Origin of the sequence: Burkholderia sp. Ac-20344 (assembly GCF_017104975.1) — a bacterium.
Lineage (GTDB): Bacteria > Pseudomonadota > Gammaproteobacteria > Burkholderiales > Burkholderiaceae > Burkholderia.
In genome coordinates this window covers 1-13,855 of the sequence record NZ_JAAGPP010000072.1, presented here as the reverse complement: position 1 = coordinate 13,855, position 13,855 = coordinate 1, and the positions used below count along the sequence as shown (strand labels likewise).

The window sequence follows — 13,855 nt, the reverse complement described above, 5'->3', positions numbered from 1 at the left end:
CCCGCCCACCCCGAATCCCCTTTCCACGAGGAAGCGATGAGCGACAACTTCACGCCCAACACCCCGAACCTGTCGGCCTCCGCCATCTGGGCGCTCGAACGCCTCGCCGATGTCCGCTACGGGCGCGACGCGCCCGCGCTCGGCTGGTCGATTGCACGGGAGCTCGTCAGTGCGGGCTTCGTCAGCCATTCCGCACACGGCCGCTCGGGCGCGTCGATCACGGCCGAAGGGCGGACCTTCCTGAAAAGCCGGAAGTAGATCGCCAGCGGCGGCGAATCGCTTTGATCCTTTTGAGCATCAGATTGGCGATTTTGCGCCTTATGAGGATCGACCTGAGCTTCTAAAGTGGCGTCACCCCGAACGAACGGGCGTCAACTTTCCGATCAAGGAGCCAGTCATGAGCCGCATCGCCATCCCCGCCATCGAAACCGCTACCGGCGCAACCGCCGCCGTGTACGCACAAGTCCGCAAGGTCGCCGGCGGCACCGTCCCCAACCTGTTCGCCGCCGTCGGCCATCTCGCGCCGAACGCGCTCGCGGCCGTGCTCAACGCCGAAGGCGTGCTCGCCGGCGGCACGCTGAGCAAGCAGGATCTCGAGACGATCAAGCTGCTCGTCAGCGCCGACACCGGCTGTGACTACTGCGTGGCCGCGCACAACCTGCTCGGCAAGATGACCGGCCTGTCGGCCGACGCACTGCGCGCGATCCGGTCGAGCGAGCCGACTACCGGCGACGCGAAGCGCGACGCGCTGATCCGTTTCGTGCTGAACCTGCAACGGACGAGCGGCACGATCACCGACGACGCATTCGCGGCGATCCGCGAAGCCGGCTACACGGACACGCAACTCGCGGAAATCTCGCTCGCGATCGCGCTGACGATCTTCACCAACACGTTCAACCGCATCAACGACACCGTCGTCGATTTTCCGCCCGTGAAGTAAGTGCCGCGGCCGTGCCGGCGCCCGTCCCTGCTTCGAATGCGCCCGTCGCCGGCCCCGTTGCCGCGACGGGCGTTCCGCGTGGATCACGGCCGCGGCGCCGCTCGGAAAGACCGGACGGCACGACGCGCCGGCGGCTGCCGCGCGCTCCATCGCGTTGGACAACCGTAGCGACGGAGCAGGCGTCGAACTGTTCGCGGACAACGGGCTGACCTGCATATGACGAATGGAACCCGAGCCGGAACCGCCGCCGCCTTCGCACCTACTCCTCTTCGCCGGCCAAGCCGTCGTCCGATGCGTCCGCGTCGCGCGGCGGGCCGCCGATCGACTGGCGCCGCCAGTCGCCGGGCGTCATGCCCGCCCAGCGCGTGAACACGCGGCGAAATGCAGCCACCGACTGATAACCGACGTCGGCCGACACGGCCTCCGCGCTGGCCGACGGCTGGCGCAGCGCATTCGCGGCGACGCTCATCCGGATGTCCGTCAGCAGGTCGGCAGCCGAGTGCCCGAGTTTCGACTGGAAATGACGCATGAAGGTCGCGCGGGACATGCTGCACAGCGCGGCCAGTTCGGGCAGCGTCCACGGCCTCGCCGGATCGTCGAGCATCGCGACGATCGCGGGCGCGAGGCGCGGCTGGCCGGCCAGCGCCAGCAGGCCGGTCGGTGCCTGCCCCGATTCGCTGATCGCGCGCAGCGCGAGCGCGAACAGCGCCGCCGACAGTGCGTTCAGGATCGCGAGGCCGCCGAGTTGCTGCTCGAGCGATTCCGCGCGCATCAGTTCCACGAGGGCGGTCAGCCGCGCGGTGGCGGCCAGCGCGTCCGGCGTACGGCTGTCCGTCGCCGCGCGCACGACGAGATCGGGCGGCAGGTGGCGCCGGATCAGCCGGTCGTGCGGCGGCGCGACCACGAAGCGCCCGCACAGCATGTCCAGCCGCTCGCCGGTGCCCGCGTTCTCGCCGATGAAGACGTGACCGCCGGGCCGCTTGACCGCCGGCACCGGCGGCAGCCCGCTGCCGTCGTGCAGCACGTGCGGGGAACCGTGCGGCAACAGCACGAGATCGCCGCCGCCGAGCTCGCGCACCGTGCCGTCGTCGGGATTCTCGAGGATCGCGCGGCCGCGCAGCACCACGTGATACGGAATCTCGCACGCAGGCGATCGTTCATACGTGACCGCCCACGGCGCGCCGAACGTGCAGCGGATTTCGAGCTTCCCGGCGACCGTGACGAGCGCCATGAAACGGCTCAGCCAATCGGATTCGAGCGTCATGTTGAAGGGTGAAGGCACATCGGACGTGCGGCGCGCACCGCATGAAGTTCCGATTATCGCGCGGGAAGCCGGTGCAATCGCGCACGCTGGCTGTTCGACGTCGTCGTTGTGGCGGGGCCACTTCCGTCCGCCCGCCGCGTCGCCAACCCCGGCAAGGGTTTTGCTATCATTCCGGCTCCCTGTCTTGCCGAAATGGACATGCCCGCTCGCAGCGTGCCGCCGTCGCGTGCCGTCGATCGCACGCCGCCGCTCGCCGAGACACATCGCCGCCCGATCTGCCCGCGGGTGCGTGAACGGGACCCGACCAGCGCGGCATCGACGTGCTGACGGCCTGGCCGCCCCCTGCTCCCCTTCTTTTCCGGAAACCACGATGCCGCCCGTCTCCTCCCCGCCCGTTCTCGACACGCCGCGCCTCATCCTCGAAGGCCATCCGCTCGGCGACTTCGACGCGCTCGCCACGATGTGGGCCGAGCCGGCCGTCGTCGAGCACATCTTCAACGGCGAGCCGTCCGCGCCGCGCGACTCGTGGATGCGCATGCTCGCGTATCGCGGGCTATGGCCGCTGCTCGGCTATGGCTACTGGGCGATTCGCGAGAAGGCGTCGGGCCGCTATGTCGGCGATCTCGGCTTCGCCGATTTCCACCGGCTCATCGAGCCGTCGATTCGCGGCGTGCCGGAAGCCGGCTGGGCACTGGCGACATGGGCGCACGGCAAGGGCTACGCGACCGAGGCGCTCGCGGCCGCGCTTGCATGGCTCGACGGGCAGCAGCGGTTCGAGCGCAGCGTGTGCGTGATCGCGCCGACCAACGTCGCGTCGATCCGCGTGGCGGAGAAAGCCGGTTATGGCGAGCCGGCCCGGATCCGGTTCAACGACGCCGAGTCATTGCTGTTTTCGCGCGCGAGCCGGTAGGCTCGATGGCGTACCGGTTGTCCCGAGGGTGCCGCATGAGCGTGCGGCGCCGGCGCGCCCTCGCTGCTTACTCCACCGCCGGTTCATAAAGGCTGGTAAAGAGCCCGTCGTCCATCGGCCAACAGTTGCCGCGCGCATCGAGCAAGATCCAGTCACCCGGCTTCACCGGACGCCAGCCCTCCGGCGTGGCGACCGCCCGTCCGCCGTCACGGGTTTCCACCCGATCATGGTCGCCATCGACGAACCATCGTGTTGCATCGACATAACTGATGCGTTTTCGAAATCGCATACCGCCACCGAAACGTTGAGACCTGGCAGGCCCGTCCAAAGACCTGTCCGCGTATTGAGCATGTGCGTCGCGAGGGGCCTTGAAACTCACGAGAGCCACGAAGGGGATCGGGCGGCGATCGCATCCGCCCCGGGCAACAGCGGCTGCGCCGCCAACGCCTTCGTCGCCAGCCGGGTTTCGTGCAACGCCTTCCGGCCCTCGGTGACGAGGGCTTCCAGCGTTTCGCGTGCGGCGATGGAAATCCGGATATCGGTCTCCCGCATTTTCCCGATCGCCGCATGAACCTCGTCGGGTTGATCGGGCTCGAGCGTCATCAGGAACGTCGAACGTGTTTCCGCGGCGCGGACGGCCTCGCTCCAGTCGGCGCGGGCGACCGCGACTTCGATCGCGTTCGTGAGTGAATCGAGACTCCGGATGATTTGAAGCGGCATCATTTCGCATTCCTATCAGAACATCGTACCGGCCGCACGTTTGCGCCTGGATGGCCAGGGCGACGCCGACACCGATCCGCACGCGTTGAGCACCGGCAGTGGCTCGCCGAAGGTACGCAACCAAGGGCGCAACGGCACGCCATCGGTCGCCGCCTTCGCATCTGCATGCTCTTTGGCAACCGACCGGAAGACGATGGACGCGATGCTCGCCACTGAATTGCCACGATTGTAAGGAGCCGCACCTCATCCGGTTCGTAATATTTTGTAATGATATGTCGAGCAATCTTTACCGGGCGCTGGCCTGACGAGCGTGCGGGACGTGCTCACACGCAACCATTTCGCAAACGTTTTCGCCCGAACGACATCTCGCCGGGTATCCCTGCCGGTTGCGCGCCGGATATCGCTTCGAACCCGTTCACCCGCACATCGCGTCGTTCGACGACGACACGACTCCGTACCTTCACCCATTCGCATTTTTGCGTGGCGGCGATGCCTTGCAGGCGAGCAGGTTCACCGAGCGATGCAGATTTCGCCACATTCCTCCGAAATGTTTCTCAGTATCATTCGCCTCTCTTCGGCTACCCCATGATCGGACCGGGCCTGAGCGCTCGCCATCTTCCCGTTTCACCCCCCTCGTTTAGCGATGCCCATCCGAATCCTGCTCGTCGAAGACGACGTCCATCTGTCCGCGCTGATCGCAGACTATCTGCGCTCGCATCAGTTCGAGGTGGACACGCTGTTCGACGGCACCGACGCCGTGTCCGCGATCGTCACGCGTCGCCCCGACCTGGTGCTCCTCGACATCAACCTGCCGGGCAAGGACGGCTTCGAGATTTGCCGCGAGGCACGCATGCAGTACGACGGCATCGTCATCATGATGACGGCCCGCGACGAACAGTTCGACGAGTTGCTCGGCCTGGAATTCGGCGCGGACGACTTCCTCCACAAGCCGATCGAGCCGCGCATCCTGCTCGCGCGGATCAAGGCCCACCTGAGACGGATTCGCATGCGCCCGGCCGACGTCGCGCCGGCATCGCCTCATCGATTCGAGTTCGGCAAGTTTTCGATCGACCGGGCGGACCGCAAGGTTCGCCTGCCCGACGGTAGCGCGCCTCGCCTGACTTCCACCGAATTCGACCTGCTGTGGGCGCTTGTCTGCCGCGCCGGCGAGGTGGTCAGCCGGGAAGACCTGACGCAACTGCTGCGCGGCATCGAGTTCGACGGCTTCGACCGCTCGATCGACGGCCGCATCTCGAAGCTGCGCCGCAAGCTGCGTGATGACCTGACGGAACCGAAGCGCATCAAGACGATCCGCTGCAAGGGCTATCAGTTCAGCAAGCACGCGTGGGATTGACGCGGCATGCGCGGTGACGCGCTGCATCGCGTGCGGCCCGTCGTGGCGTATGACCGCACACATTGCAAATGCAGGAATCCATGCCGGTGCAGGCTGCCGAGCAGATGCTCGAGCGCGTCGTGCGCACCGGGTTCCACGGGGGGAGGCGTCGTGTCGGGGGATTGAGGTTCGGTCATCGGCTTTCTCCGGTTGGGACGCCACGTGGCCGTCGCGACGGCGGCCACACGCGCCGGTTGCGTGTCGTTCGTCTGACACCGTCCGCCCGGCAGCAGCGGCCTTGCCGGTACGCGCCGACCGGCCGCTGCCCTACCGCATGTTTCCCGTATTCGTGAAGCGGTCGCCCTCGACGACGTATACACCGTCCGCCATCAAGTCGGCGACATAGCGCACCTTGCCGTCCGGCGACACGCCGATGTCCTGCGGCATCGCCTTCCGGTCGAGTTCGAGGTAGCCGAGCACCTTGCGATTCACCAGATCGAGACGGGAAAAGCGGATGTGACGGCGAAAGCGAGGGCGGCGAAGATGGCGCGTGGCAGGCATTTCATCGCGGATTCTCGACGGAAGGAAACAAACGACGCTGCGTTTCCTCGCACCATCAACGCACTCGCGCGACTTGTCGCTGGCCGCGGTGCAACGATTCACGCCGAAGGTCGCGAGAAAACCATTCGTCAGGATTGCGCCGTGCATCGCGAAGTCGCGCGCACCATTTCTGCACGCGACAAGTTGAGTCGATTCGATGCGTGGACCGCAACCCCGCGCGCGAACACGCCGTCGACGCGGATCACGCTCGCAACACGGCCACCGCCTTGATCTCGACGATATAGCCGGGCGCGCCGCCCAGCATGTGCGCACCGACCGCCGTCCACGCCGGCTTCGGGTGTGCATCGAGGTAGCGGTCGCGCACCTGCATGAACAACGGCAGGTCGCGCATGTCGGTATGGAAGGTCGTCAGGTCGACCACGTCGTTGAACGATGCGCCGGCAGCCTCCAGCACCTGCTTCAGGTTCTCGAACGCCTGCACGATCTGCGCTTCACGGCCTTCGACGAGCTGCATCGCCGCATCGCGGCCGATCTGGCCGGATACGTACAGCGTATCGCCGACCGTCAGGCCGGGCGCGTAGCCGATCTTCTCGTACACCGCTTCCATTCCCGCCGGAACGATGGCTTTGCGATCACGCATGGAGGTCTCCGTGGCCGGCGTCTTCGCGCCGGCCGGTTGGTTGTCGATCAACACGTTGAACACTTGCAGGCGGCGTCACGACGCGCCGCTCAACCCGTATCGCCGCCTGCGACCGGCAGCACCGTGCCGGTGATGTAGCTCGCTTCGTCGGACGCGAGGAACAGGATCGGCGCGATCTGTTCGTCGAGGCTGCCGTAGCGCTTGAAGAACGTCGATTCCGTGACCTGACGCACGGCTTCGCCCATCCATGCCTGTTCCTGTTCGCTGTCGCCGGCCGCGTTGCGCGGCACGCGGCGCGGCGGCGCGCTGGTGCCGCCCGGCGCGGTGGCCACGACCCGGATGTTGTGCTCCGCGTATTCCATCGCGAGTGCCGCCGTCAGCGCATTGACGCCGCCTTTCGCCGCCGAATACGGCACGCGGCGGATGCCGCGCGTCGCGTTCGACGAGATGTTGACGATCGTGCCGCTGCCGCGCGCGAGCAGGTGCGGCAGCACCGCGTGGCAGGTATAGAGCGTCGGCATCAGCGAACGGCGGATTTCCGCATCGATCTGCGCCGGCTCGAATTCGGCGAACGGACGCATGCGAATCGCGCCGCCGACCCCGTTGATCAGGATGTCGACGCCGCCGAACGTCTGCACGGCGTGCGCGATCGCCGCGTGCGCACCTTCGTACGTTTCGAGATCGGCAACGAATCCGGCCGTCGCGCAACCCGTCGCTTCGGCCGCGACCTCGGCGACGAAATCCGCGCGATCGACGAACAGCACCCTGCCGCCCTCCGCCGCCGCGCGCAGCGCGACGCCGCGTCCGATGCCCTGCGCGGCGCCCGTGACGACGATGACCTTGCCAGAGAATCGTTGCATGATCACGCCGCCTTTGCCGTGACGTTGGGGGTGAACTTCTCGTAGTGGAAGCTGTTCGGCTTCACGCCCTCGTCGTCGAAGTACTTGCGCACCGCGTCGACCATCGGCGGCGGACCGCACAGGTACACGTCGACGTCGCCGTCGTTCAGCGCATCGGCCGGGATGTGCTGCGTGACCCAGCCCTTGCGCGGATGGCTCGACGCCGCATCCGCGATGACCGTCGCGAAGCTGAAGTTCGGCAACTGCGCCGCGTAGGCTTCGATCGCGTCGACCAGCACGAGGTCGAGATCGCGCGTCACGCCGTAGATCAGGTGCACCTTCTGCTGCGAGCCGCTGCGCACCAGCACCTCGAGCATCGACAGGAACGGCGCAAGCCCGGTGCCGCCCGCGAGGAACAGCAGCGGCCGCTGCACGTCGCGCAGGTAGAAGCTGCCGAGCGGCCCGTGCAGTTCCAGCGTGTCGCCGGGCTGCGCCGATTCGAGCCATGTGCTCATCACGCCGCCGGGAATCTTCTTGATCAGGAAGCTGACCTTCGCGTCAGCCGGTGCCGACGAGAACGAATAGGAACGATGTTGCCCGCTCGCGGGCACGTCGATGTTCACGTACTGGCCCGGCAGGAAGACAGGCGCGGCCGCGCCGACGTCGAGTTCGAGCACGACGGCCGCATCGTTGTGCTGCTCGACCTTGGTCACCGTCGCGGCAAACCCGCTCTGGCCCGTCTTGCACGCGACCGACGACGTCGGCACCGCGATCACGCAATCGCTTTGCGGCACCATCTGGCAGGTCAGCACGAGGCCGCCGTCCTTTTCGTCCTCGGTGAGCGCGTCGTCGATGTAGTCGTCGCCGAGGTCGTAATTCCCGCTTTCGGCGCGGCACTTGCAGGTGCCGCACACGCCGTCGGAGCAATCCATCGGCAGGTTGATCTTCGCGCGGAAGGCCGCGTCGAGAACCTTCTCGCCGGCCTTGCAGTCGATGAAGCGGGTTACCCCGTCCTCGAAATTCAGTGCAATCTTGTAGCTGGACATGGCGTCGTCTCCACTTCCTTGTCTTTTATGACGAAACAACGGGCGTCAGACGTGATAGACGTCGAGCACCTGCCGGATGTAGTCGTTCTTCAGCACGATCTTCTTGTACGAGATCAGCAGTTCGTCGCCCACCTGGCGCAACGTGACGAACATCGTGCCGAAGAAGTGATCGGTCACGCGGTAGCGGTGGTTCAGCGTGTGAAAGTTGTAGCGCACGTCCACCTCGTCGTCGCGTTCGGCCAGCACCTCGACGTTCGTCACGTTGTGGCTGGTGCGCGGCTCGGGCGTCGATGCGCCGCTGCGCTCGGTCTTGATCCGGAACACGCGATCCTCGAGGCCGCCGCGGTCCGGGTAGTACATCAGCGAGATCTGGCTCTGGTGATCGTCGGTCGGCCGGTCGTCGTCGTCCCACGCGGGCATCCAGTACGTGACGTCCTCGGTGTAGCAGGTCAGCCACGCGTCCCACTGGCGATCGTCGAGCAGGCGCGCTTCGCGATACAGCGCCGCGCAAATGGTCCCGTAATCGAAGCTCATGCCGCCACCTCCCCGCGTTCCTTCTTCAGCGCATCGCGCATCACATGCACCCAGTGTTCGTGCTGGCACACGAACAGCCCTTCGTCCTCGCTGCGCTCGCCGGAAATGCGCGGGTTCAGCCCCATCTTCTTCGCGTTCTCGTCGGGCCCGTCGACCCACAGCGGCGCGCCGCGCGACAGGTCGTTCCACATCGCCGTGATGCCCGCGTAGCCGGCCTGGCATGCACGAAACTCTTCGAGATCGTCGGCCGTGCCCATGCCCGTCACGTTGAAGAAGTCCTCGTACTGGCGGATCCGAACCGTGCGGTCGGCTTCGCTCTCGCCCTTCGGCGCGAAACAGAAGATCGTGACTTCCGTCTTGTCGACGCCGAGCGGCCGCACCACGCGGATCTGCGTGCTGAACTGGTCCATCAGGAACACGTTCGGGTACACGCACAGGTTGCGCGTCTGGTTGACGATGAAGTCGGCCTGCACGTCGCCGACGCGCGCCTTGATCTCGTCACGGTGCTGATACACCGGCCGCACTTCCGGGTTCATCGTCTGCGTCCACAGCAGGATGTGGCCGTTGTCGAAGCCGTACACGCCCGCGACCGACTTGCTCCAGCTGTTCGCATCGACGGCCTTGGTGCCGTCTTCCTTGCGGCGGCCCATCGTCGCCGCGTAGTTCCAGTGCACGGTGCTGACGTGGTAGCCGTCGCAGCCGTTCTCCATCTGCATCTTCCAGTTGCCTTCGTAGATGTAGGACGAGTTGCCGCGCAGCACTTCGAGCCCGTTCGGCGCCTGGTCGACGATCTGGTCGATGATCACGCGCGCTTCGCCGAGATACGCCTCGAGCGGCAGCACGTCGGCGCTGAGGCTGCCGAACAGGAAGCCGCGATAGTTCGCGAAGCGCGCGACCTGCTTCAGGTCGTGCGAGCCGTGCGTGTTGAACTGCACCGGATACTCGGTCGTCTTCTCGTCCTTCACCTTCAGCAGCTTGCCGGTGTTCGAGAACGTCCAGCCGTGGAACGGGCATGTGAAGCTGCCCTTGTTGCCGTGCTTGCGGCGGCACAGCATCGCGCCCTTGTGTGCGCAGGCATTGATCACCGCGTGCAGCTCGCCGGTCTTGTCGCGCGTGATCACGATCGGCTGGCGGCCGATCCACGTCGTGTAGTAATCGTTGTTGGCCGGGATCTGGCTTTCGTGCGCCAGGTACACCCAGTTGCTCTCGAAGATGTGCTTCATCTCGAGCTCGTACAGCTCGGCGTTCGTGAAGATGTCGCGGCGGCAGCGGAATACGCCGGCCTCCTTGTCGTCCTGCACGGCGGTGGCGAGCAGGTGATCCAGGTCGTTGGCTTGGTCGATCGTGGCGGACATGTTGGCTCCTCCCATGCGCGTGCCGCGTCCTGCAAGCACGCTCGCATCGGTATTGGTTGAATCTCGCGGGAACCCGGCCGGCGGCGGCGCACGCGCGCCGCCGTGCCGTCGGGCGGTTATGCCGTGGCGGAAGCGCGCAGGCGTTCGACGATCTGGTTGTCCTTGCCCTCGACGCGCGGCGTCAGCACGAAATTGAACTCGATGTCCTGGTACGCGTCGGCCTTCAACCCGAGCGCGGCGCCGCCTGTCTTAGCGGTGACGGGCGGAATCAGCTCCTCGCGCGTCGCATACGCGAAGTCGTCCCAGATCAGCGGGTCGCCGTCGATGTTGAACTGCGTCGTCAGCTTGCGGTGACCGTCGCTGGTCACGAAGAAGTGCACGTGCGCCGGGCGGTTGCCGTGACGGCCGAGGCGATCCAGCAGTTGCTGCGTCGCGCCCTGCGGCGGGCAGCCGTAGCCGACCGGCATCAGCGTGCGGAATTCGTACTTGCCGTCGGCGCCCGTCTTCACCGCGCCGCGCAGGTTGAAGTCGCTCTGCTTGCCGGTCGGGTCGAAGTGCGAATAGAAGCCGTGCGAGTTCGCGTGCCAGCATTCGACCACCGCGCCGGCCACCGGCTTGCCGTCGAGGCCCGTGACCGTGCCGTGGATCACGAGCGGGCCCGCGCCGTCGTCCGCGTCGAGGTCGATCTTCGACACGCCGTCGCGCACCGGCGCGCCCGCAACATACAGCGGCCCTTCGATCGTGCGCGGCGTGCCGCCGTCGAGGCCGACCGCCTTGTCCGCGGCATCCATCCGGATGTCGAGATACTTCTCGAGGCCGAGGCCGGCCGCGAGCAGCGCCGCTTCACCGTCCTGGCCGAGCTTGTTCAGGTAGTTGACGCCGGCCCACACTTCGTCGGGCGTGATGTCGAGATCGTCGATCGCCTTGAACAGGTCGCCGAGCAGCCGCAGCACGACCTGCTGCGTACGCGCGTTGCCGACCTTCGTGCCGTTCGCGCCCGCGTTCGACGCGGCCTTCAGCAGATCCTGCACTTCCCGGGTATCGAAAACTTTGACGCTCATGATGGTGTCTCCATGTGTATTAGGGGGAACGACGGCCTTTGCCTGGCTCGGGTTATCGCTCGACTTTCGTCAGTCCGTCGCGGGTGAAACGCCTGACCTTGTCCTCGTCGAGTTCGATGCCGAGGCCAGGGCCGTCCGGCACGGTCAGTTCGAAGTCGCTGTAATCGAGCGGCTGCGTCAGGATCTCTTCGGTGATCAGCAGCGGCCCGAACAGTTCGGTGCCCCACTGCAGGTTCGCGAAACTCGCGAACAGGTGCGCGGAGGCCACCGTGCTGAACGCGCCTTCGAGCATCGTGCCGCCGTACAGCTCGATGCTGGCGGCATCTGCGATCGCGGCGACGCGCTGCGCGGCGAACAGGCCGCCGCTCTGTTCGATCTTGATCGCGAACACGTCCGCGCCGTGATGCTTCGCGATGTCGAATGCGCTGTCGGGGCCCTGCAGGATTTCATCGGCCATCAGCGCGACCGGAAAGCGGCGCATCAGGCGCGCCAGCGCCGCGGCCGAAGCCACCGGCTGCTCGACCAGTTCGCAGCCGGCATCGGCCAGCGCCGGAATCGCGCGCGCGGCCTGCGTTTCGCTCCACGCCATGTTCACGTCGACACGCACCGATGCGCGCTCGCCGACGGCCTGCTTGATCTCGGCCACGTGGCGGATATCCGTATCGAGCGCTTTCGCGCCGATCTTCAGCTTGAACACGTTGTGGCGGCGCAGGTCGAGCATCCGCTCGGCTTCGGCGATGTCGGTGGCCGTGTCGCCCGATGCGAGCGTCCACGCGACCGGCAGGCGGTCACGGCGGCGGCCGCCGAGCAGTTCGCTCACCGGCACGCCAAGCCGCTTGCCGTGTGCGTCGAGCAGCGCGGTTTCGAGCGCGCTCTTCGCGAAATGGTTGACCTTCGCGAGCTTGCCGAGGAACGCCATCAGCGTCTGGATCCGCGTCGCGTCCTTGCCGACGATCGCCGGTGCGAGATACGTATCGATCGCGAGCTTCATTGCTTCAGGGCTTTCCGGGCCGTACGCCATGCCGGCGATCGTCGTGCCTTCGCCGAGGCCCGTCACGCCGTCGCTGCAGCACACCTTCACGAGCATCAGCGTCTGGCCGTGCATCGTGGCCACCGACAGCTTGTGCGGGCGGATCGTCGGCAGGTCGACGAGGCGGGTTTCGATGCGTTCGATGGTGACGGTGGACATGGGGCACGCCGTGGGGGTGAAGTTCTTGAGGCGATTTATACGTCTCGGCCGGATCGAGCGTCCAATACTTTTAGGCGGCCATTTCAATACCTGTCAGGTATTGAAATTCGGGAATATTCGCCAGATGTCAGGATTTACCATACCTTCCATGACAGGCAATACGGTCTGGAAGCCATGCTGGATCGGGGAAAGCGGCCACCCGGGACGCGGGCGGCCAGAGACGGGAACGGCATCGGTCGCCGCGCGCGCAGCGACGCAAAAAAGCGGCCTTGGCGGGCCGGTTTCAGGGTTTTCCTGATGCGGTGCCCGGGAGGCTCACGGGCAAGTTTCGCGACATGCGCAGTCGGCGACCGGCTTCGCGGTCGCTTGATTCGACCCGTCGTCCGCGCAAGCCCATGTGACGCCGACAGGATTCCCGGTAGCGGTACTTGCGCACCGGGTCGAGCATGCTCAGGGTTCGGCGTCAGGGCAATCCGCCGGACGTGCATGCCGGCCATGGCGAGCGCCGCGCGCTCCGGCGATTCAGCCGCCGCACCGCCCCCGGCGCGGCGGCACGGCGTCACGGCGTACCATCGACGCCCGGGTAACCGCCCAGCCTGCCCTCCACCCCAAATCCGTCGTCCGGCGCCGGCAGCCGCCCGAGCACCCGCTCGACCTCCAGCGCGACCGCGATGAGTTCGCGATCGGTGCCGGCCGCGCCATCCAGGGCGAGGCCGACCGGCAGCCCGGCCGCCGTCAGGCCGGCCGGGACGGTCATGCCCGGTACGCCGGCATTGCTGCCCGGCTCGGTATTCCGGATGTAGGTCGAGAACACCGAAGCGGTCTGGCCGTTGAGCATCATCGTGTCGCCCGCCGGGATCGGGCATGCGGTGGCGATCGTGGTCGGAAAGACCAGCGCATCGGCACCGCTGTCGGCGAGACACTGCCGATACGCGGCACGTGACCGGGTACGCCGGTCGAGCGCGGTGCGGTACGCCGCTTCGCCGATACCGTCGGGGCCGGTGATATGCCGGGCGATCTTCGCGACGTCCGGGCTCCCCACGTTTGCGACGATGTCGTCGACCGACAGGTCGTAGCCGTTCTCGACCAGATACGCGTGCATCGACGAACGGAATTCGAACATCGCGATGACGGCCGGCTCGTCGTCGAAGAACCCCGGATAGTCGTTCAGGTCGATATCGACGCACTCGAATCCCGCCTGCGCCAGCTTCGCCACCGCGGCATTCGCCACCGCGTCGACATCCGGCGCAAGGCCGCACCAGAACGTCGTGCGCGGGACCGCTAGGCGCACCGGGCGCGTCGCGCTGCGCGCCGGCATCGACGTCGGCGCGCGCGCGATCGCGACCGGCAACATCGACCTGTCGCAGCGTACCGAGGAGCAGGCCGCGTCGCTGCAGGAAACCGCATCGAGCATGGAGCAGCTGACGGGCACCGTGCGGCAGAACGCGGAGAACGCGCGGCAG

The 13,855-nt window shown here is 66.6% G+C and carries 15 protein-coding genes and 2 pseudogenes; 4 read left to right on the top strand and 13 right to left on the bottom strand.

Annotated features, from left to right (window positions below; translation table 11 throughout):
• The first annotated feature begins 36 nt into the window (after window positions 1–36).
• A complete protein-coding gene (locus tag G3N64_RS21865) occupies window positions 37–258 on the top strand; it encodes a hypothetical protein (protein WP_175952135.1) in 222 nt (73 codons plus the stop codon).
• 139 nt (window positions 259–397) lie between these two features.
• Complete coding sequence (locus G3N64_RS21860) at window positions 398–940, top strand: carboxymuconolactone decarboxylase family protein (protein WP_205785782.1); 543 nt, start codon at window positions 398–400, stop codon at window positions 938–940.
• A 259-nt stretch (window positions 941–1,199) separates the two neighbouring features.
• Here G3N64_RS21860 and G3N64_RS21855 read toward each other — a convergent pair whose 3' ends face one another.
• Complete coding sequence (locus tag G3N64_RS21855) at window positions 1,200–2,204, bottom strand: AraC family transcriptional regulator (protein ID WP_205785781.1); 1,005 nt, start codon at window positions 2,202–2,204, stop codon at window positions 1,200–1,202.
• Between the two features lie 370 nt (window positions 2,205–2,574).
• Here G3N64_RS21855 and G3N64_RS21850 point away from each other — a divergent pair, with 370 nt between their 5' ends.
• Window positions 2,575–3,114: a GNAT family N-acetyltransferase gene (locus G3N64_RS21850; protein WP_205785780.1), complete on the top strand. Its 540-nt coding sequence runs from the start codon at window positions 2,575–2,577 to the stop codon at window positions 3,112–3,114.
• 67 nt (window positions 3,115–3,181) lie between these two features.
• Here the strand turns inward: G3N64_RS21850 and G3N64_RS21845 are convergent, their stop codons facing one another.
• Window positions 3,182–3,403, bottom strand: coding sequence for a hypothetical protein (locus G3N64_RS21845; RefSeq protein ID WP_205785779.1), 222 nt, complete (start codon window positions 3,401–3,403; stop codon window positions 3,182–3,184).
• An 86-nt stretch (window positions 3,404–3,489) separates the two neighbouring features.
• Window positions 3,490–3,837: a hypothetical protein gene (locus tag G3N64_RS21840; protein WP_205785778.1), complete on the bottom strand. Its 348-nt coding sequence runs from the start codon at window positions 3,835–3,837 to the stop codon at window positions 3,490–3,492.
• A 640-nt stretch (window positions 3,838–4,477) separates the two neighbouring features.
• Between G3N64_RS21840 and G3N64_RS21835 the strand changes: the two genes are divergently transcribed.
• Complete coding sequence (locus G3N64_RS21835; RefSeq protein WP_205785777.1) at window positions 4,478–5,188, top strand: response regulator; 711 nt, start codon at window positions 4,478–4,480, stop codon at window positions 5,186–5,188.
• A 71-nt stretch (window positions 5,189–5,259) separates the two neighbouring features.
• Here G3N64_RS21835 and G3N64_RS39855 read toward each other — a convergent pair.
• From G3N64_RS39855 to G3N64_RS21790, 10 genes and pseudogenes are all read right to left on the bottom strand, one after another.
• A pseudogene (locus G3N64_RS39855) lies at window positions 5,260–5,364 on the bottom strand (DUF1641 domain-containing protein); the annotation flags it as partial.
• A gap of 130 nt (window positions 5,365–5,494) precedes the next feature.
• Window positions 5,495–5,728: a hypothetical protein gene (locus G3N64_RS21830; RefSeq protein ID WP_205785809.1), complete on the bottom strand. Its 234-nt coding sequence runs from the start codon at window positions 5,726–5,728 to the stop codon at window positions 5,495–5,497.
• 241 nt (window positions 5,729–5,969) lie between these two features.
• Complete coding sequence (locus tag G3N64_RS21825; protein WP_205785776.1) at window positions 5,970–6,368, bottom strand: RidA family protein; 399 nt, start codon at window positions 6,366–6,368, stop codon at window positions 5,970–5,972.
• A gap of 89 nt (window positions 6,369–6,457) precedes the next feature.
• On the bottom strand, window positions 6,458–7,228 hold the full coding sequence (gene benD, locus G3N64_RS21820) for a benzoate diol dehydrogenase BenD (RefSeq protein WP_205785775.1): 771 nt from the start codon (window positions 7,226–7,228) through the stop codon (window positions 6,458–6,460).
• 2 nt (window positions 7,229–7,230) lie between these two features.
• A complete protein-coding gene (gene benC / locus G3N64_RS21815; protein WP_205785774.1) occupies window positions 7,231–8,253 on the bottom strand; it encodes a benzoate 1,2-dioxygenase electron transfer component BenC in 1,023 nt (340 codons plus the stop codon).
• A 45-nt stretch (window positions 8,254–8,298) separates the two neighbouring features.
• Window positions 8,299–8,787 (bottom strand): benzoate 1,2-dioxygenase small subunit, encoded by a 489-nt coding sequence (benB, locus tag G3N64_RS21810; RefSeq protein WP_205785773.1) that lies wholly within the window; start codon window positions 8,785–8,787, stop codon window positions 8,299–8,301.
• Complete coding sequence (locus G3N64_RS21805; RefSeq protein ID WP_205785772.1) at window positions 8,784–10,142, bottom strand: Rieske 2Fe-2S domain-containing protein; 1,359 nt, start codon at window positions 10,140–10,142, stop codon at window positions 8,784–8,786. The genes benB and G3N64_RS21805 overlap by 4 nt, the downstream gene beginning before the upstream one ends.
• A 116-nt stretch (window positions 10,143–10,258) precedes the next feature.
• Window positions 10,259–11,203, bottom strand: coding sequence for a catechol 1,2-dioxygenase (catA, locus tag G3N64_RS21800; RefSeq protein WP_205785771.1), 945 nt, complete (start codon window positions 11,201–11,203; stop codon window positions 10,259–10,261).
• A 52-nt stretch (window positions 11,204–11,255) separates the two neighbouring features.
• Complete coding sequence (locus G3N64_RS21795; protein ID WP_205785770.1) at window positions 11,256–12,392, bottom strand: muconate/chloromuconate family cycloisomerase; 1,137 nt, start codon at window positions 12,390–12,392, stop codon at window positions 11,256–11,258.
• Between the two features lie 559 nt (window positions 12,393–12,951).
• Window positions 12,952–13,758: pseudogene (locus tag G3N64_RS21790) on the bottom strand (amidase family protein); the annotation flags it as partial.
• Between the last annotated feature and the right edge of the window lie 97 nt (window positions 13,759–13,855).